The sequence below is a fragment of the Vibrio sp. CB1-5 genome (genome assembly GCF_059412285.1).
This window is the reverse complement of record NZ_JBJHPB010000021.1, coordinates 71,952-90,253: the sequence shown is the minus strand read 5'-3', so window position 1 is coordinate 90,253 and position 18,302 is coordinate 71,952. Positions and strand designations below refer to the sequence as shown.

17 protein-coding genes and 1 pseudogene are annotated in these 18,302 nt (G+C 46.4%); 9 read left to right on the top strand and 9 right to left on the bottom strand.

Going from position 1 to position 18,302, the window contains the following annotated elements:
• Positions 1–155 precede the first annotated feature (155 nt).
• Both ACJB0T_RS15170 and ACJB0T_RS15165 read left to right on the top strand, forming a co-directional pair.
• Positions 156–641, top strand: coding sequence for a hypothetical protein (locus ACJB0T_RS15170; protein WP_479294428.1), 486 nt, complete (start codon positions 156–158; stop codon positions 639–641).
• A 2-nt stretch (positions 642–643) separates the two neighbouring features.
• Positions 644–1,744, top strand: coding sequence for a porin (locus ACJB0T_RS15165; protein WP_479294426.1), 1,101 nt, complete (start codon positions 644–646; stop codon positions 1,742–1,744).
• A gap of 64 nt (positions 1,745–1,808) precedes the next feature.
• On the opposite strand, the gene ACJB0T_RS15160 is transcribed toward ACJB0T_RS15165, so the two are convergent.
• From ACJB0T_RS15160 to ACJB0T_RS15145, 4 genes and pseudogenes are all read right to left on the bottom strand, one after another.
• Positions 1,809–2,732 carry a polyprenyl-phosphate transporter gene (locus ACJB0T_RS15160; RefSeq protein ID WP_479294424.1) on the bottom strand — a complete coding sequence of 308 codons (924 nt, stop codon included), beginning with the start codon at positions 2,730–2,732 and terminating at the stop codon, positions 1,809–1,811.
• Positions 2,733–3,027: 295 nt separating this feature from the next.
• Positions 3,028–3,201, bottom strand: a pseudogene (locus tag ACJB0T_RS15155) (helix-turn-helix domain-containing protein); the annotation flags it as partial.
• A gap of 205 nt (positions 3,202–3,406) precedes the next feature.
• Positions 3,407–4,738 (bottom strand): pyridoxal phosphate-dependent decarboxylase family protein, encoded by a 1,332-nt coding sequence (locus ACJB0T_RS15150; protein ID WP_479294423.1) that lies wholly within the window; start codon positions 4,736–4,738, stop codon positions 3,407–3,409.
• 9 nt (positions 4,739–4,747) lie between these two features.
• The gene (locus ACJB0T_RS15145; RefSeq protein ID WP_479294421.1) at positions 4,748–5,701 is read right to left on the bottom strand and encodes an arginase family protein; all 954 of its coding nucleotides are present in this window, start codon (positions 5,699–5,701) and stop codon (positions 4,748–4,750) included.
• Between the two features lie 124 nt (positions 5,702–5,825).
• Here ACJB0T_RS15145 and ACJB0T_RS15140 point away from each other — a divergent pair, with 124 nt between their 5' ends.
• Positions 5,826–6,851, top strand: a complete 1,026-nt coding sequence (locus tag ACJB0T_RS15140; protein WP_479294419.1) for an AraC family transcriptional regulator — start codon at positions 5,826–5,828, stop codon at positions 6,849–6,851.
• A gap of 62 nt (positions 6,852–6,913) precedes the next feature.
• Here ACJB0T_RS15140 and ACJB0T_RS15135 read toward each other — a convergent pair whose 3' ends face one another.
• On the bottom strand, positions 6,914–8,344 hold the full coding sequence (locus tag ACJB0T_RS15135) for a glutathione synthase (protein ID WP_479294417.1): 1,431 nt from the start codon (positions 8,342–8,344) through the stop codon (positions 6,914–6,916).
• Between the two features lie 302 nt (positions 8,345–8,646).
• Between ACJB0T_RS15135 and ahpC the strand changes: the two genes are divergently transcribed.
• From ahpC to ACJB0T_RS15120, 3 genes are all read left to right on the top strand, one after another.
• Entirely contained in the window at positions 8,647–9,204 is a 558-nt protein-coding gene (ahpC, locus tag ACJB0T_RS15130; protein WP_479294415.1) for an alkyl hydroperoxide reductase subunit C, read from the top strand.
• Between the two features lie 216 nt (positions 9,205–9,420).
• Positions 9,421–11,013: an alkyl hydroperoxide reductase subunit F gene (gene ahpF, locus ACJB0T_RS15125; RefSeq protein ID WP_479294413.1), complete on the top strand. Its 1,593-nt coding sequence runs from the start codon at positions 9,421–9,423 to the stop codon at positions 11,011–11,013.
• A 162-nt stretch (positions 11,014–11,175) separates the two neighbouring features.
• A complete protein-coding gene (locus ACJB0T_RS15120) occupies positions 11,176–11,853 on the top strand; it encodes an SDR family oxidoreductase (RefSeq protein ID WP_479294411.1) in 678 nt (225 codons plus the stop codon).
• 57 nt (positions 11,854–11,910) lie between these two features.
• On the opposite strand, the gene ACJB0T_RS15115 is transcribed toward ACJB0T_RS15120, so the two are convergent.
• Together ACJB0T_RS15115 and ACJB0T_RS15110 are read right to left on the bottom strand one after the other, a co-directional pair.
• Positions 11,911–12,675: a hydratase gene (locus ACJB0T_RS15115; protein ID WP_479294409.1), complete on the bottom strand. Its 765-nt coding sequence runs from the start codon at positions 12,673–12,675 to the stop codon at positions 11,911–11,913.
• A gap of 88 nt (positions 12,676–12,763) precedes the next feature.
• Positions 12,764–13,693, bottom strand: a complete 930-nt coding sequence (locus ACJB0T_RS15110; protein WP_479294408.1) for a LysR family transcriptional regulator — start codon at positions 13,691–13,693, stop codon at positions 12,764–12,766.
• 150 nt (positions 13,694–13,843) lie between these two features.
• On the opposite strand from ACJB0T_RS15110, the gene ACJB0T_RS15105 reads away from it, so the two are divergent.
• The gene (locus ACJB0T_RS15105; RefSeq protein ID WP_479294407.1) at positions 13,844–14,704 is read left to right on the top strand and encodes an SDR family oxidoreductase; all 861 of its coding nucleotides are present in this window, start codon (positions 13,844–13,846) and stop codon (positions 14,702–14,704) included.
• A 42-nt stretch (positions 14,705–14,746) separates the two neighbouring features.
• On the opposite strand, the gene ACJB0T_RS15100 is transcribed toward ACJB0T_RS15105, so the two are convergent.
• Positions 14,747–15,265, bottom strand: a complete 519-nt coding sequence (locus ACJB0T_RS15100) for a phosphoribosyltransferase (RefSeq protein ID WP_479294405.1) — start codon at positions 15,263–15,265, stop codon at positions 14,747–14,749.
• 253 nt (positions 15,266–15,518) lie between these two features.
• Between ACJB0T_RS15100 and ACJB0T_RS15095 the strand changes: the two genes are divergently transcribed.
• Complete coding sequence (locus ACJB0T_RS15095; protein WP_479294403.1) at positions 15,519–15,992, top strand: peptide-methionine (S)-S-oxide reductase; 474 nt, start codon at positions 15,519–15,521, stop codon at positions 15,990–15,992.
• 43 nt (positions 15,993–16,035) lie between these two features.
• Here the strand turns inward: ACJB0T_RS15095 and ACJB0T_RS15090 are convergent, their stop codons facing one another.
• Positions 16,036–17,241 carry a multidrug effflux MFS transporter gene (locus ACJB0T_RS15090; protein WP_479294401.1) on the bottom strand — a complete coding sequence of 402 codons (1,206 nt, stop codon included), beginning with the start codon at positions 17,239–17,241 and terminating at the stop codon, positions 16,036–16,038.
• Between the two features lie 379 nt (positions 17,242–17,620).
• Here ACJB0T_RS15090 and ACJB0T_RS15085 point away from each other — a divergent pair, with 379 nt between their 5' ends.
• Complete coding sequence (locus ACJB0T_RS15085; RefSeq protein WP_479294399.1) at positions 17,621–18,292, top strand: Qnr family pentapeptide repeat protein; 672 nt, start codon at positions 17,621–17,623, stop codon at positions 18,290–18,292.
• Positions 18,293–18,302 lie beyond the last annotated feature (10 nt).

The following is an 18,302-nucleotide window of genomic DNA, read 5'->3' as shown; positions in this document are numbered from 1 at the left end:
CTCAGTAAATCAGAGTTAAATGATTAAGTTGAGCTATGTTGCCGTAAGCTCACACACGTTAATGGTTAACTTTGTGTTCTAGCGTCATGCTCTGTAATTCGGTTTTAAGTAAAAGAGCAGTTCTATCTTAGAAATAGTCAACTTAAGAGGTGATGATGCGGTTAGTCAGTTCTTCTCCTAAAGCTCGACCAATTCGAATACTGGTCACCATGACCACGCTCTTTATTGGTCTTGCACTCGTTCCTCCTGATAGTCGCGCTTTTGCTGCGACTGACTACGCCGTTTTTACTTTCAATCAAGATTTTGATGAGCTGAGTCGCAGTAAAGCAAGGATGCTGTATCGAGGCAAGGCAAAGTCACTACAAGGCAAACGGGTGGAGCTCTCTGACTGGCCAGAGGCCTCTAGCGAACGTTCTGAGTTCTATCAATCCTTACTTGGCAAAGATGTGGCACAAATGAATGCCTATTGGGCGAGCCTATCTTTCTCTGGTAAGGCAAGACCGCCAAAAGAAATCGGCAATGCCAATGTCACCACGCTGGTGGCATGGCTAAGTGAAAAACCGAATCGAATTGGTTATGCACCGCTGGATGCGGTACCGAGTGAAGCGAAAGTACTCTATGTGGTGAGTGAGGATAAATAATAATGAAAAAACAACTTCTTACAATGAGCTTAGCAGCGGTGTCAATACCAGCATTCTCCGCGGTGGATATTACGGAAAACTTTTCTATTAGTGGGTTTGGTTCCACCTCTTGGGCACGCTCTGACAACGCTATGCCGGTGATGATCAATCGCAATATATCAGATGAAAACTGCTTTGATTGTGACACGACATTTGGCGTGCAGTTAGATTATTTTTATGACGCCTTAAAAGCGTCGGTACAAGTTGTTAAACGCCCTCAAGATCACTGGAGTGAGCCTCAGTTAGAGTGGGCCTATTTAGGTTACTCAATTGGAGATTTTGAATTTAGAGGAGGACGCCTCAGGTTGCCTCTGTTTTTGGCATCTGAGTATTACTATGTCGGTCATGCTTACACTATGGCAAGACCAAATGAAGAGGTATACAACAGCATACTCGGTATTACTGCGTTTAATGGTGCGAGTGTGACTTGGAACTATGGCATTAATGATGAGTTGCAACTGGCTCTCACTCCGTTTGTTGGGTTTAAAGATAACAATGAAGTCGATTTTAACCCGTCCGTGACATTGGAGTTTGAAACTAAAAATATGTGGGGGGCAAACCTGCAACTTATTGGTGACAGTTTTAGAGTTAATTTTGCCTTCTTAGATTCGAGCTTCGATCAGACAATTAGACTCCATCAGCTCCCCGCGCCATGGAATGAGCAGAAACAGCCAGATCAAAATATTAAGCTCTATTCACTGGGCGGTGAGTATGACTTTGGTCAGTTGAAGCTAACGGCTGAAGGGCAAAAAAATGAATTAGGCTCGTCTTGGTATAGCAGTGCTGCTTATCGAGTGCAGCAATTTACGCCGTACATAGTTTACGGTCAGACTTATCGTGAGGCTTCTGATGACAACGCCTATGACGGAAAGACTGGCGATAGTTGGACTCTCGGCCTAAGGTATGATGTTTTATACAACGTCTCGATAAATGCAGAATGGCAGCGATTTGAGAGTTTTGGGTTGGATAATAATGGGAGACCGATTAGTGGGCCATTTATCGATTCACCGGGCTCAGACAGAGACGCTAACATGTACACCCTCATGGTCAATTTCGTGTTCTAACTTTCGCGCTTAGCATGATCAAAAAAGGCTCACTAAGTGAGCCTTTTCTTTCTAGCCGGTGGGATTATTTCTCACCTTTCTCCGCAACTTTTTCAAGTGCTAGCACTAGACCAATACCAACCAACATTAGAACAACGGCAATCGCCAGTTGCGAAGGTTGACCCGTCACAGATTCAAAGTTGAATGGTGATAGGTTTTCTTGGATCAGTGGTACCTGCTCACCTTTTGAGTTGGTGCGCCATGAAATGGTTTCTTTCCAAGGCCAAAGCTTAGGCAAGGTGCCAAGCATTAGACCAGTAAGGAACACTAGAGCGAAATCACGGAAACGCTTCAGTAACCAAGACAGCACGTGTGAGAAGGATAGTAGACCAATCAAACAGCCCATTGCGAAGATCGCCATAACGTCTAGCTGAAGACCTTTAACAGCACCTAATACAGGTGTGTACATACCAAGCAATAGAAGAATAAAGCTGCCCGAGATACCCGGTAGGATCATCGCACAAATCGCAATACAGCCCGCGAAGAAGATGTTCAGGCTAGTTGGATCCATTTGCAGCGGTTTAAGAACCGTGATGCTGTAGGCGAACACTGCACCAAGGAGCAAGAACACAAAACGCGATAGCGTCTTTTGCTCGACTTGCTTAATCATGTGGTAAACCGACACCAAGATAAGGCCGAAGAAAAATGACCATACTGGAACAGGGTGGGTTTCTAACGCCCAAGAGATGAACTTCGCCAATGACAGGATTGATGTCAAAATGCCGCCAAATAGAGCGATTAGGAAAAAGCCATTGATGTGGTCAAACGCCGCTTTAAAGCCTTCACGTTTCCAGATACCCAATAGACTAGGGTTAACTCGGCGGATACTTTCAAGCAAAGTATCGTAAATACCAGTAATAAAGGCGATCGTACCTCCCGATACCCCAGGTACAACGTCCGCTGCACCCATCGCCATTCCTTTTAAGAATGTAGTCAGATAGTTCTTCATGGTTTCTTCTTGGTTTAAAAAGTTGATGCAGAGTATATATGCATGCCCGTTGAAGTGCACGAGTCAATTGGCAAGCTGGCGATGAGGACTGAATTAGATTGCTAGCTCTGATCGAAGAGAGAAAGCCAAAGCTCTCTCGTATTTAAATTTTGTGCATCTACAAGCTATAAGTCACCACAGAACATAGGATATTCCTATAGGTAATATTTCAAGCTTTAGGCTTCATTTCAGAACGAAAAAAATCCCATTTACTATTACTCACGTTAACTGAACAGGCCTTGAAGCTTGTTTTTATCTAGGTATCACTGACGATATTTGGCTGAGTAGCTTGTCTAACAATTCTAGGCAGTAAGGGGGGGGCAAGGCCGTATTGTTTACGAATAAAAAGCTCGTCCGCAAACTCTTCTCTGAGCTTTTTAAGTTGTTTGCTGACCGCTGGTTGCGACAGAAATATACGCTCAGCAGCACGTTTGGTGTTGCGCTCTCACCAAGTATCTTTAATAGCTTAAGGCTATTAAAGTCGAGTTTTCTGAGTAGGTTGTCATCCATAGATTATGGCAGTCCAAGTAGAGCTCGTTTGTTAATACTACATTGAAACTACGGCGCTCAACAGTGCTTAATTGGCTCCCTATCTTACCGAGAGCTGGTGAGATAGGGCGTAGCCAATGTGGAGCTTATTTCGATAGCTTTTTTGGGAGCATATCGAATACTTGTCGTACCCACTTAGGCACATAACCTTCGCCTTGCCCTCCTGAATAGGCGAGTGAACCTTGTTGATCGGCTTTACCTGACTTCACTTCTTCGACCACTTCATGGAAGTCATTAAGCATTCGTTCGACCTGCTCATCGGAAATAGGATCAATGGCCAAGTGGATAGCGGGTGGCTGTGCATTGCCCAGTAGGCTCCAGCCTCGTTGGGACATGCCGCCCACAACTTTGGTGATATCCAGGGTTGGAGAGTCAATGATCAGTAGCGACAGATCTGTTTTAGCGGTGCGAAGGTCGACGGACTCTGCCAGGCCATCGATGATCATTTGTTTGATGGTCATAATGCGTTTTGCGTTTTCAACGTAACCTTCTTCACCAAGGTAATTCATTACCGCCCAAGCCCCCGCAGTTGAAGCGAAGGTGCGGCTACCCCCCAATGACTGGGTAAAGTATGTACCACAAGGCCAGTCATCAACGACAGTATAATGATGGAACTGCTCGTCACCACCGCGATACATTACAGTCGACATTGGTTTAGGAGCATAGCCATATTTGTGCATGTCAGCAGAAATAGAGCGCACGCCCACTACGGTGAAGTCCCAGTTCGGAAGCTCGTAGCCTGCCTTCTTAACGAAGGGGGCAAGGTAGCCACCCACACAGGCATCAACGTGAAGCCATAGGCCTTTCGCAGTTGCTAACTCAGACAGCTCTTCAATACGATCGTAAACACCAAATGGCCAGCAAGGTGCAGAGCCGACAAGACCGATGGTGTTTTCGTTGATGGCGGCTTTGGTGGCTTTGATATCCACGCGATTGTCTGGCGCGACTGGCGTTCGAACGATCTTTATGCCGAAGTATTTGCCCCCACGCGAGAATGCCGAGTGCGCTGAATAGGGCATGATTAACTCAGGCTCTTTGATGTGAGGCATGGTTTCACGAGCCCAATCACGAATGGCTTTCATCGCACAGTAGATGGACTCAGACCCGCCAGTTGTGAAGTTGGCGCGCATGTCGTCGCTACCATGGAAGATCTCACGGATCATCTCGATGAGCTCATCTTCGATTTGACCTGCTGGCTTGTTCATAAACGTAAACAGCGCGTTGAACGAGAAGAATTTCATCGCGGCTTGCTTCACGATGTCTTGGATATCTTCATTGCCTTTTAGTGAATACATGCCAAAACGGCCACCTTCAACGGGTACCATTTCTTGCTTGAGCTCTTCAAGCTTGTTGAGAACGTCCTCTTTGCCGTATCCAGTCTTAGGAAAATAGGATTGGCTGTGTTTCATGATTGGCATAGTGGTGACCTACTTATTCAAAAAATGGCTGCGATAGCCCATCATCAGGGCGGTGAGTTTGGATGCGGTGAGGGCGGTGATGTGATTGACGTCATTAGCAGGACAAAGCTCGACAATATCAAAACCACAAATGTTGCCTTCTGCGGCCTTGCTGAGTTCGAACAGGAGATCTTTTTGCTGTTTGAACGTCATACCGCCAGACTCTGGATGGGTCGTGCCCGGAACGTAAACCGCGTCCATACCATCGATATCAAGTGATACATAGGTTGGTACATTGGCATCAATCACTTCTTGCATGATCACTTTTGCGCCGTGCGCGTCGACTTCGCTAACGGGTATGATTCGAATCCCCGCCTGTTTGGCTCGCTTAAATTCTGCGGCGGTAGAGTTACGTGCGCCGATAACGGTAATGTTTCGCACAAACGGGAGCTTACGGATATGTGTGGTTTGAGTGCCGTGATTAAACTCAGACTGCAGCGGCATGTCCGCAAAGTCGAGGTGAGCATCAAAGTAGACAAAATCGATTTGGTACCCGCACTCTTCAAAACCACGAACCAGCGGGTAAGTAATGGAGTGATCGCCTCCGATAGTGATAGGTACAGCACCTGACTTTAAGATCGCCTTGACGCTATTTGTGATGCGGTTTCTGTTTAACTTTCCTTCTCCAGGGCTGATCACAACATCACCAATATCGCCGATTTTAATGCCTTCAAGCAGGGTTAAATCGGTATCGACGTCGTAGAGTCCGACATCGCCAATATCAAAAAAAATGGTCACAGGGTTATCACGAAGGGCATTAGGCATCTCCGCTTGCCCCGCCTGAATATAAGGGGCGAATGTACCTTCAGCGTAAGGAACACCGAGCATCGCATAGTCGAGTTTGTGTTCAGCTAAGTTGTGAATGCGCTCAGCACCCATAAAGGTGCGTGGAGAGGCATAGAAATTAGGGATCTTCTCAGACATAGAGTGGCCTATCGTGTCATCGTGTTTCAAAGCCCTAATCATTGCAGTTTTCGATGTTCAATAATTGACTCTTTTAAAGAAAATTGACATTTTAGACATGTCGAGATTAATTTATGAGACATGGATGAACTTACGCGAACAAAATCATTATTTTGCTAGAGTGATCGTTCAGTACTTAATAGAAGTGCTTGAGAGCGAGCGGCCGTCAATGGCTCTCTCACTTAAACGTCAACTGGCAGAGCGTGTCACTCAGCAGGCGGATATTGACTTGGCACAGGCTGAGCAGTGGGCGCGCCATTACAATAAATTCATACCTGGCCTGTATTTAAAACTTTATGAGCGCGTAACTGTGCAAGATTTTGGCTTATATGGTTACGTCGTAGCTGCCAGTTCAAGTGTTCGTATGGGTTTGACACTTTCTCAGCAGTTTTTGGCGATGACGACGACATACTATGAAGAGTCTCTGCTGGAAACATTTGAATACTTAACGATAGTGCCAAGTATTGATGCAAGTGATGGTGCGGCGCAGCTTCTCAGTGAAGACTTTGCCGCAGGATATTGGGCTTTGCTGCTCCGAATCATTATCGGTCAGCGTGTGGATATGGATAAGCTGGTGCTTGATTTTTGCTATCCCGCGCCGCATTACGTTGATCAGTATCATGCCTTATTTTTAGGCTGTACACTGCGTTTCAATCAACCGAAAACACAGATTAAACTACCCTGTCGTTGGCTTGGTGAATCGATTTCACTTGAACATTCAAACATCGAACTTTTGCTGTCTAACCCATTGATATTGAATGGTGATAATGATGGCGATAAGCTGAATGATATAGAACGAAGGGTGTCTGAAATTGTAATTGGTTCGCACTTTACCAAAAGTACGGTGCCAGATGTTGCTAAGGAGTTTTCTGTTACCCCACGACAGCTGCGTTTTTACTTACAACGTGCAGGGCTTAACTTACGCGAAATCGTCTTAGGAGCACGAATGACGGTAGCATCGCAACTGCTAAAAAATACGGAGTTGGATATTGGCACCATCTCAGAAACGCTTAACTACAGCGAGGCAAGTGCGTTTGTTCGCAGTTTTAAGCGTTACTATTCCATTTCCCCGTTGCAATATCGTATGCAGTACTTGGATCCATTTACCTAAGTTAACGGGCGCGCGCTGTTTGGTGTCATGTTTTGCGTTGTGATTCAGGGGGGCAAGTGCGTTCAATGAGCCTCATATGCAAGAGAGTCGAGGACGCCTAATCCGCTATGTACGCCGCCCTCGGTTGTCGTTGATGATTTACTGCGCACCAAATAGCCCGCATACCCGCCGTCAGCAGTAACCGGCTTGTCATTTAAGTGAACCGTAAATAGACCGATTTCGCTAATTAGGTCATCGACAGTATCTGCCACTCCATCTCTTACCAAGAGCGCTGGCGTCGGTCTTGGTACTGGGCGAACTCGTCGCATCAGTGCCCAAGTCTCATATTGCTCCGGGGTCAGTTGTTGCAATTTTTGAGGAATGTCCTCGCCAAAAATACAGTGTCCGCCGCCTTCTCCTTGGTTTTTAAGCACCCAATTGTTGACATTTTCAGTGCTGATAAAGTTGTAGCTTTCCTCATTCACCAGCCTCATGTCACCGAGGAGACCTTTTACGCGCTCTGCTTGCTGCAACGTCAGCTCGAAACGTGTCAGTTGCTCAGCCGTCATCGACGTGAGTAGTGTTTGTACTCGCTTACTGGTGGCGAGTTGCTGGCTCACTGTCGCATTGACGGCAACTTTATGTTGCTCAATGAAAATACGCGTGTTCATTAACGTATCACAACATTTTTTGCTATCGAGATCGTGCGCGGCGTAATCACAGTATTGATAACCCGCCCGTAAATACACCACATCGATACCACCCACACCATCGAGTATTAGACGCTCATTTTCTCCGGAGGTCAGTGAGTTATGCAGCTGTTTAAAGGTGCGTCGATAGGTTTCAATGCCCATTTCACGCAACTGCTGTTCGAGTAAGAACTGATCGAAAATGTTGTCCTCATTTTCTTGCACCACCATTAAAAACTTGGCGCGGTCTCGCTCTTTAGTTTGCGCTTTAATGCTCAGCGCTGCATGAACAACTCCCTCGGCTAAACGGGTGATAGCCAAGTTGTCGATAAGTCTTGCGTGCGGGTTTTCGTTCCAGTTGCTAAACGCATTTGGAGCTTGTTTTTGCAGATAGCGATGAAGTTCATGAGTACGCTGCCCAAATGGCCCCATTCCTGCTGCAATGCCATTAAATTCAATAAGTTGTGGCCCGAGTTCTTGGTCGTCCATAAAATCTGTGCGCATCAATAGCAGTGGCGTACGTTTGGCATAGCCATTTTGGTGAATGGCTTTATGCATCGCGAGTAGTTCACGGAAAAAGGCGTCTCCTTGGGCTACGGGCTCAATCGCTTGTTGAAGAAACTCATGATTTTCAGCCACCGCGTTGATTAATTGACCAAAAATTGGCGCTGATTTACGAAGTGCATTGAAGCGGGCTTCGGAGATCGTTGCAGGCGTGAGGCTTATTGCAGCGTGTTTACTGCTTCCGGACGTCGCTTTTAGCATGACATTGTGGGTCATCATCCAGTTGATGGCGTCTTGGATGGCAAGTGTTGGGATGTTCATTATTCGTACCTATAACATGGCAGTGGTTGACGCTTTTCATCTTCGTGGATGATGGGCTTGATTGACGGCGACAGTCGAAAATAAAAACGAGTCAAACTATATTTCTAATAAAATCGAAATAATACTTCCTATTTTTGTGTTGTCAACATCGATAGCTAAACCCAATCGCTATTGATAGAAAATACCAATCGAATAGATAGGCACAGACGAATTTTCAAAAACGCGCTCTCATTGCAATATGTATCCATCGGCGCAGGACAGTGCCAAACCAGATAACAAGACCCTATTGAGAGAGTAAAATTATGATCAACACGACTATCAAGCCATTTTCAGCAACAGCATTCAAACAAGGCGAATTCGTAGAAATCACAGAGCAAGACGTGAAAGGTAAATGGGCAGTATTCTTCTTCTACCCTGCAGACTTCACATTCGTTTGCCCTACAGAGCTTGGCGACCTTGCAGACCACTATGCAGAGCTTAAAGAGCGCGGTGTTGAAGTTTACTCAGTATCGACAGACACGCACTTTACGCACAAAGCGTGGCATGACAGCTCAGACACTATCCGCAAAATCAACTACTACATGGTTGGTGACCAAACAGGCACTATCACTAACAACTTCGGTGTGATGCGTGAAGGTCAAGGCCTAGCAGACCGCGCAACGTTCCTAGTTGACCCAGAAGGCGTAATCCAAGCTATGGAAATCACTGCAGAAGGCATCGGCCGTGACGCAGAAGATCTAATGCGTAAAGTGAAAGCAGCCCAATACGTAGCGGCTAACCCAGGTGAAGTTTGCCCAGCGAAATGGAAAGAAGGCGAAGAAACACTAGCACCATCTCTAGACCTAGTCGGTAAAATCTAAACGCTCGTAGAGTTTAACCAAACGCAGCAATAAATGACATTCGTGTCCGTGTTGCACGCCCCGCAGTCACTTTTATGGCTTCTACCATTGGCTGGTAAAAGTGGGGGCGTGCACCCTTTAAATACATTATTGATTCAACATCAAAAGGGTTCCCTTTTCGTTATCCCTTTGTAAATTCCTTCTGATGTTAAGCAGTCTTATAGAATAGGTATCAGTATGTTAGATCAAGCAATGAAGCAGCAATTAAAAGCGTATCTAGAAAACGTTAAAACCCAAGTTCAATTGGTTCTAAGTCTTGATGACAGTGAGACGGCCGGAAAGATCGAATCTCTTGCGAATGACATCGCATCTCTTAGCAGCAAAATTGACGTCGTTCGCGATGACGCTGCTAGCCCGCGCAAACCAGTTATGCGCGTTGTAAACCCAGAGAAAGGCACCGCAATCGGTTTTGCTGGTCTGCCAATGGGTCACGAATTTACGTCACTTGTGCTAGCGCTACTGCACACAGGTGGTCACCCAATCAAGCTAGAATCTGAAACCATCGAACAAATCGCAGAGCTGAGCTCACCGCTAAATGTCGAGATTTTTATCTCTCTATCATGCCAAAACTGTCCAGAAGTGGTTCAAGCCTTCAACATGATGGCGGCGATCAACCCGCTGGTTAACGTCACTATGATTGACGGTGCTGCATTCCAAGATGAAGTGAAACAGCGCGATATAATGGCGGTACCAAGCGTATTCATTAACGGTGAACTGTTTGGTCAAGGCCGCATGACACTGAATGAAATTCTAAACAAAGTTGACACAGGCGCAGCGGAGAAAAAAGCCAATCAGCTAAATGAGACTGCGCCGTTTGATGTATTGGTTGTCGGTGGTGGTCCTGCTGGCTCTTCAGCGGCTATCTATGCAGCGCGTAAAGGTATTCGCACTGGTGTGGTTGCTGACCGTTTTGGCGGTCAGGTGATGGACACGATGGCAATCGAGAACTTTATCTCCGTAAAAGCAACAACTGGCCCCAAGTTAGTGGCAAGTCTGGAAGAGCATGTAAAAGAGTACGGCGTCGAAGTCATCACTGAGCAGCGAGCAGCGAATATCATTGACGCAGAAGATACCGATGACGGTTACACTCACGTAGTTCTAGAAAGTGGCGCGGTGCTAAAAGCTCGTTCTGTTATCACAAGTACGGGTGCACGCTGGCGTGAAATGAACGTTCCAGGTGAGCAAGAGTACCGTAATAAAGGCGTGGCTTACTGCCCACACTGTGATGGCCCATTATTTAAAGGCAAGCGCACGGCAGTTATCGGCGGCGGTAACTCAGGTATTGAAGCGGCGATAGACCTTGCAGGTATTGTTGAGCACGTTACCGTTCTTGAGTTTGCAGATGTACTTCGTGCAGACCAAGTGCTTATCGACAAAGCCAACAGCATGCCAAACATCGATATCATTACAATGGCTCAAACCACAGAAGTTCTGGGTGACGGTACGCGAGTGACAGGTCTTGAGTACAAAGACCGAAACACAGATGAATTCAAGCAAATCGAGCTTGCGGGTATCTTTGTTCAAATCGGTCTCGTACCAAACAGTGAATGGTTAAAAGGTACAAAAGTCGAGCTGTCACCACGCGGTGAGATTGAAGTCGATGCCCACGGCGCAACCAGCATGAAAGGCGTGTTTGCGGCGGGTGATGTGACGACTGTGCCTTACAAGCAAATCATCATTGCGATGGGCGAAGGTGCAAAAGCTAGCTTGGGAGCGTTTGACTTCTTAATTCGCAACCCAGCGCCAGTGAAGGCAGCTGAAGTTGCTTAACTAGTCACAACGTTAAAAGCGCTACCAGAACGGTGGCGCTTTTTTGTATATGGCGCCTCGGGGATTCTTGAGCCTTTAAAGTTTCGGTTACAGTAAATAACTGCTGATTCGAAACTAACTCTGCTATGTTGGTCTTAACATAGGCCACCACTGGAACTGACAATGAAAACTATCCTAATTACAGGCGCGACGAGCGGCATCGGTTACGAGCTTACTAAACAGCTGTGTGAAAAGGGCTTTAAGGTTGTTGCGTCAGGGCGCAGCGAAGACAAGCTGGCTCAGTTGAAACAGCAAACAGGTTGTGAGGTCGTTGTCGCAGATCTCAGTGATGCTGGTGAAACAGTAGGTCTGGTTGATAAAGCGATTGCGCTAGTTGGTGGTGTGGATGTACTGATTAACAATGCGGGCATGATTTCTCGCAAATGCCCGATTGAAGAGTTCACGTTAGAAGAGTTTGAAGAGCAATATGCCATCAACCTGCGTGCACCGGCATTACTAAGCCGTGAAGCGCTTAAAGTGATGAAGCCAAAAAAATCAGGCCAAATAATTAATGTAGTGAGCACAGCAGCGAAACGCGCTAACGAAACCATGAGTATCTACTCTGCGATGAAACAAGGTTTGGCAGGTTTTAGCGCCATCCTGATGAAAGAAGCGCAGCCTCATGGCATTAAAGTCACTTCACTGTTCCCTGGTGGCACAGATACGAATTTCCGCGAGGCAGAGCGCCCAGAGTACATGCACCCAGCCAGTGTCGCTAAAGCGGTGATTCAGGTATTAGAGTTGCCAGCTGATGTGGTGATGCATGAAATGACGTTTAGACCTATGGTTGAAGTGGAATAAATGTATAGAGTGATAAATGAAGGCATTGCCAGTATGGCAGTGCTCTTTCCTAGGTAATCAAGCTAGCTTTGAAAACAGCACTTGGTACTCATCAAAGCCTTCGTACTGAATTGTCGTTGGCTTATCGAATGCTACCTCAACAATGCCACAGTAAGAGCCTGTTATGATTGCTTCGCCAGCGTGGAAGTCAACACCACGACGCGTCATCGTGTTAATTAGCCAGTAGATTGGTGTTTGTGCCAGCTTATTAGGATGCTCACCATCGAAGGTTTGTACGTTGCCGTCCTGGGACACGGTAATCTTGATGTTCGCTGCATCAAATGCCTTTTCACGTGGAAGCTCAGGCCCAATAAATAGCCCTTGGTTTACCAGACAGTCAGCCAGCTTTTCATAGAACTCAGCACCGCTGTCGTCAGCAAAACGTGACTGCATTAGCTCCAACGCCATATGGCAGGAGCCGATAGCATCGTTGATTTGCTCTTCGCTATAGCCTTCAGGATTAGCGGGCAGTGCTTTGTTAAGTACGAAGGCGATTTCTGGTTCGACTCGTGCAACCTCGTTGTCTGCAAACAGCTTACACACGTCACCAGTTTGCACACTGTCGGCAAAAATCGGCGCAACGACAAACTTATCGTCTGCGAGAGGAAGTAAACACTTCCAGCCACCCACCTTGTCACTGTGAATATCAATCATTGATGATTGGATTTGCAGCGCATCGTCGAGTGTTTTTGGGCGGTGTGTGTCATCAAGACGTGGCGCTTTCGTGCCCGGCACTCGGCGTCCTAGTAGCTCGGAGGCAGCTAACTTAAAATCACTTGTCATACAATATCACCTAAGTTAAATTATCGGACGATAATAGCTGATTTTTGGGTGATTGGATAGTGGGCGAGATGAGTGAATGAGATGCCTGTCACTCACCGCTTTCAGTTTGGGAAATCCCTGACAGTTTTTCTCTAAACTCTGCGCGCTTCTCTCTTATGAACTCGATAAATAACTGAGACTTAAGCGGTAAGTGTCGTTTGTCTGGGTAGACGAGTAGCATGGTTCTCTCTTGTGGAACCCAAGGCTCAAGTAGGGTTTTGGCATCGCCTGTGTTCAGCTCATCGCGTAATAAGGAGTAGGGTAGATAGCAAATACCTGCATGATTAAGAGCGAGGGCTTTTGTCACGGTAAAGTCATCGGAAATCATATCTGACTGGCTGGTGATCTCCACCTCTTCGCCTCGGTAAGCAAAGTGCCAAGGTAGAAAGTAGCCTTCCACATGATTTCTAATACAGGGCAGTTGATAAAGGTCGAGAGGGTGAGAAGGCTCTCCATATTTGTCACAAAACGCCTTTGATGCTGCGAGTACATATTTAACCGGAGAGAGGTTTAGTGCGACAAGGTTTGAGTCATGCAAAGGGCCAAGTCGAAAAGCAAAATCAATACTTTGTTTGGTGAGATCTTGAAAGCGGTTTGATGAGGCAAGGTTAATGCGAATTGTGGGATAGCGGGTTCGAAACTCTGCCAGCATAGGTGCTAATAGGTCTTGGCTCAGTGCCTTTGGCGCAGAAATCGTCAAGGTACCGATAGGCTGATTTGCCATTTCTTCAGCATCGCTATAGAGCTCTGAAACTGTGTCGGCAATCAGCTGTGCTTTGGGTAAGACTTGTGTGCCAAGTTCGGTTAGAGAGAGTGAGCGGGTTGAGCGGTTAAGAAGTTTCCCTCCCAGATCATGCTCTAGTTGCTGGATCTTTCTGCTGACCGTGGTTGTCGGTACATTCAGTTGTCGCGCAGCTTTAGCGAAGCTATTGAGCTCCACGACTTTAGCGAATAAAGGCAGTGCTGAAAGTTCTTTCATTCCGGTTTAACTCTTATTATCCCAAATAAGGGATAGTAAAGTTCATTTTAACCCTCTAATCAATGTTTATGGGTTTAGCTATAGTAAATCCATACCAAGGCAGCACGCTGCTTAACCGGTGAAAGTAACATAAGAACCAAGGGGTTTATGATGGAAATTCTAGTACTAGGCGCAACAGGCAACACAGGCTCAGAAGTGGTTAAACAGCTAAAAGAGGTGGGAGCCGATTTTGGCGTGATGGCGCGCAGCGCTGATGCAGCTAGCAAGCTAGACCTAAACCCAAATCAGGTTCGCGTTAGTAATTACGACAATGTTGAAACAATGACTAAGGCGCTTGAAGGTGTGAAAAAAATCTACGTTGCTATGCCGGCTCACGCCGATAACAAGCAGTGGATCGAAAATACCATCACTGCAGCGAAAGCGGCAGGAGTTGAACTCATTGTTAAGCTCTCTGGTATGGGCGCAAAAGCGGATGCGGGTTCAGAGATCATCCGTACCCACGTCGTAACCGATGACATGGTTAAGGATTCGGGTATTGCGTATACCATCGTTCAACCAAACTCTTTTTTCCAGAATCTTTATGGCAGCTTACCGACCATCAATGCGATGGGGCAGTTTTTCTTGCCTTTGGCGCAAGCGAAACAGAGTGTGGTTGATATTCGTGATGTGGCTGCTGTGATTGTGACTGCGTTGGCTCAACCTGGCCATGAAAATCAAACCTATCTTCTTTCTGGACCTGAGTCGTTAACGTTTGCAGAGCAAGCTGAGGTGCTAACAGAGGTATCTGGTAAGCAAATTGAGTATGTTGATGTACCAAAAGAAGCGGCTGAAGCGGCAATGAAAGAGGCTGGCATGGATGATTGGACGGCAGAGAAACTTGCAGAAATCATGGCGTGGTTTGCAGAAGGGCATTATGCGACCGTCACAGATACGGTAGAGCGAGTAACAGGTCAAAAGCCAAGAACCTTTAGAGCGTTTGCAGAAGAGTTCGCCGCAGTCGTTGAAAAGTAAACGACAAAACAAAGGGGCAATACATGCCCCTTTGTGCTCTGGTTATTTTACAAGCTTGGAGACGTAAGGAATGTTTCTTAGCTTGTCGTTCCATGGCAGCCCGTAACCGACGAGTAAATCGTCGTTTTCCATCTCATAGGCATAAAGCTGCGGGAATGGAATATCAACTCTGCCCGGTTTGACAAACAGCGTCGCGATTGACAGAGATTTCGGTTGATAATTAGCCGATAGGTACTCAACCAGGCGTTTCATTGTGCCGCCGGATTCAATGGCATCATCAATAACGATGACATCTTTGCCTTCAATTTCGATATTCTGATGATAAACAATCTCAGATTGGTTGTTGCGATCACCTGGTGTATGAGGGCATGAGATGGTATCCATACTCACTTCAATCGTCAGCTGTCTTACTAGGTCAGCGGTGAACAAGATACCACCCGGTACTACAGAGATGACCACCACCTCTTTGAATTGTTGGTTGATAAGCTCAGCGACTTTCTTTGTGCCAGCTTGGATCTGCGCTTCACTCAGTACGAGCTCGCCTACATGCCGATTACGCATAGTTTTTCTCCATTGAGCCGCTATTCCCATAATGCGGCATACATTTATGTCGTGATATCCTAGCACTGAGAGCATTTGTCTTCGTACGCTTTGTCTCGAGTTTGAATCAAAGTTTTTGACTACTTCTCATATCCGGCCTTGATTTAGCGGCCGAGTACTTTGAATTCGTGTTAGACCTTGTCAGCATAGTCCCATCTCGCTCTAAACTGTGTTACCTTGCCTGCCTTCAAGAGTGTTTTGGGTGCGATACAAGATGGAAAAGATCTACTTTGCTGGTGGCTGTTTATGGGGTGTACAAGAGTTCATGCGCCATTTATCCGGTGTAGTAAAAACCCAAGCTGGTAGAGCCAATGGCACAACGGATACCACTGCAAGCGACTACGACGGTTATGCTGAGTGTGTTCTCACTGAGTTTGACCCAGATAAAGTGACTGTCGAGCAGTTGCTGGAGTTCTTTTTTGAAATCATCGACCCGTACAGCCTCAACAAGCAAGGGGAGGATGTAGGGACGAAATACCGCACTGGAGTTTACAGTGTGAATCCTAACCATCTTGAACTTGTTCGACAGTATATCGCGGCGCGTCCAGACTCGGATAAAATCGCGGTTGAAGTACTGCCGCTTAGCAATTACGTCAAGAGCGATGAAGAGCATCAAGATCGATTAACGCTACATCCGAATGACTATTGCCACATTCCTAAAAATATACTGCATAAGTACAAAGGTTAATGTACGAAAGCTATTCTAAAGGGGCAAAATGCCCCTCTACAGGTCAATGCGCCTTTACAAGGTTATCGACAACAAAACCTCGATTTCTCACCATCAGCCACATCAATCCGCCTATCACACCAATACACAATTGAATCATGCCAAGGTTGGCAATCAGGGAATCTGGTCGAATCGATACCAACAGCATACCTGCCGAGCCACAAATCATGGCAAAGAACTGAATTAACGCGACCGCGGAGCCGGTGTCTTTGTCTTGCTGATCAAGCATTAGGTTGGTCGCTGGAACGCGCATCATAATCACCATGAGCGTTGCAGGGGCGCAAAGTAGCGCGAATGCCCATGGAGACGTATCACCAAAGGTAAGTGTCATTACGCCGATGGCAACCAATACAGCAAAGCATCCTGAGATGACGTTCTGCACGGCGATGTGGCGTGATAGCTTCATATAAATGGTTGGGCCAAAAGAGGCGACGATGGCATTGAACGAGAAGAAGTAGCTAAACTGCTGCTCGGTCAGGCCAAACCCGTTGATGTAGATGTAAGAACCCGCTGCGAGAAAACCCATCAAAGCCATAGGTGCGATGGAGAAAATGCACAACAGAATCACAAAGCGCGGGTTTTGAATCACGACACCGAGACGAGTCCAAGATCGTACCAACGAGCCTGTGTAGCGGCTTTCTAAGGTCTCTTTGTAGCAAAACGCTAACAGTGATGCACATGCGCCAAAAATTGCGAGCGTAACAAACATCATGCGCCAAGAGGCGATTTGCAGCAAAAATGCCCCTAGTACGGGTGCTACCATAGGGGCGATGATCACCAGCGACATAATGGTGGCCATGATGCGCTCGCGCTCGCGGCCTTCGAACATATCTTTAACGATGGCAGTTGATACCACGGTGATGGCGCTTCCCGCAAAGGCTTGCAGAACGCGTGAGGCGATAAGGTGCTCAATGCTGCCAGAAAGCGCACACAGGATACTGGCCAGCATATAGCTACCAATACCAACCAGCAAAATGGGCTTGCGGCCAAACTTTTCACTCAGTGGGCCCCAAAATAGAAGACCAACGGCGTAGGTGATGAAATAGCTACTTAATGTCAGGTTGACCATGGACTCGGTGGTATTAAAAACATCGACCATAGTGGGTAGCGCAGGCAGGTACAAATCAATCGTCAGAGGGGGAAAGGCGCTGATAATGACGAGGAAAAATAGGGTTCCTTTTGATCCCAGCACGGGTTGAGGCTGTTTCAAGCTTAAATCCTTCAAGTTGAGAATGTATCAAAGAGCGATAGAACGCATGCGTCAACTAAGGTTGGGAAAGGAAATTTAGTTGACTAAGTCAACCAATTTTATCGTTATTCACTGTTAAGTCAACCAACGTAATGTAAAGCTCATCTATCACTCTCTCCTGCACTAAATTATTTTTTTGACATGAGTTTGTGTTCATTGAATTTTAATAGGGTTAGCGCGCTGAAATGACCCCTTAAATTGGCTATTTTGGGTGTGTTTAAAATGTTGTTTTTATTGGATATTTATTATTAGTTTCAGCTTGCCCTCAATGTTATGCTCCGTAAATCAATCGTGAGGAACACTGAGCCTTTTGAGGCAACAGCAAATATATCGAGAAACTATGTATCAAAGTAATTCGCACTACCAAGACAAAACCTTTCATCAACACGACTTTTCACGACAGGATTTATCGCAGTCTTCGTTTTCTAACTGCCAGTTCTACCAATGCGACTTTGCGCGTGCTGATCTCTCTGATGCGAGTTTTGAGCACTGTAAGTTTATTGATCGTAGCGACCTTGAGGGATGTCACTTCGACTATGCCAACCTAAAAGATGCGAGCTTTAAGCACTGTCAGATGGCGATGAGCAATTTCGAAGGGGCGGAGTGCTTTGGAGCCGAGTTTAGAGAGTGTGACCTCAAAGGTGCTAATTTTGCGAGGGCGAGATTTGCCAATCAAGTCAGCCATACCATGTACTTTTGCTCAGTGTTCATTACTGGTTGTAACTTGTCTTACGCCAATTTTGAGCGTCAAATTATCGAGAAATGTGATTTGTTTGAGAATCGTTGGATTGGGGCGAACTTGCAAGGAGCGTCGTTGAAAGGGTCCGATTTAAGTCGCGGCGTATTTTCGCCTGATTGCTGGGATCAATGTCGCCTCCAAGGTGCGGATCTATGCCATGTAGATCTAGAGGGACTCGATCCAAGATGCATCGATTTAACCGGTGTAAAGATCTGTGATTGGCAGCAAGCTCAGTTACTTGAACCGCTAGGGCTAATTGTGATACCAGCCTAAAAGCGTTTAA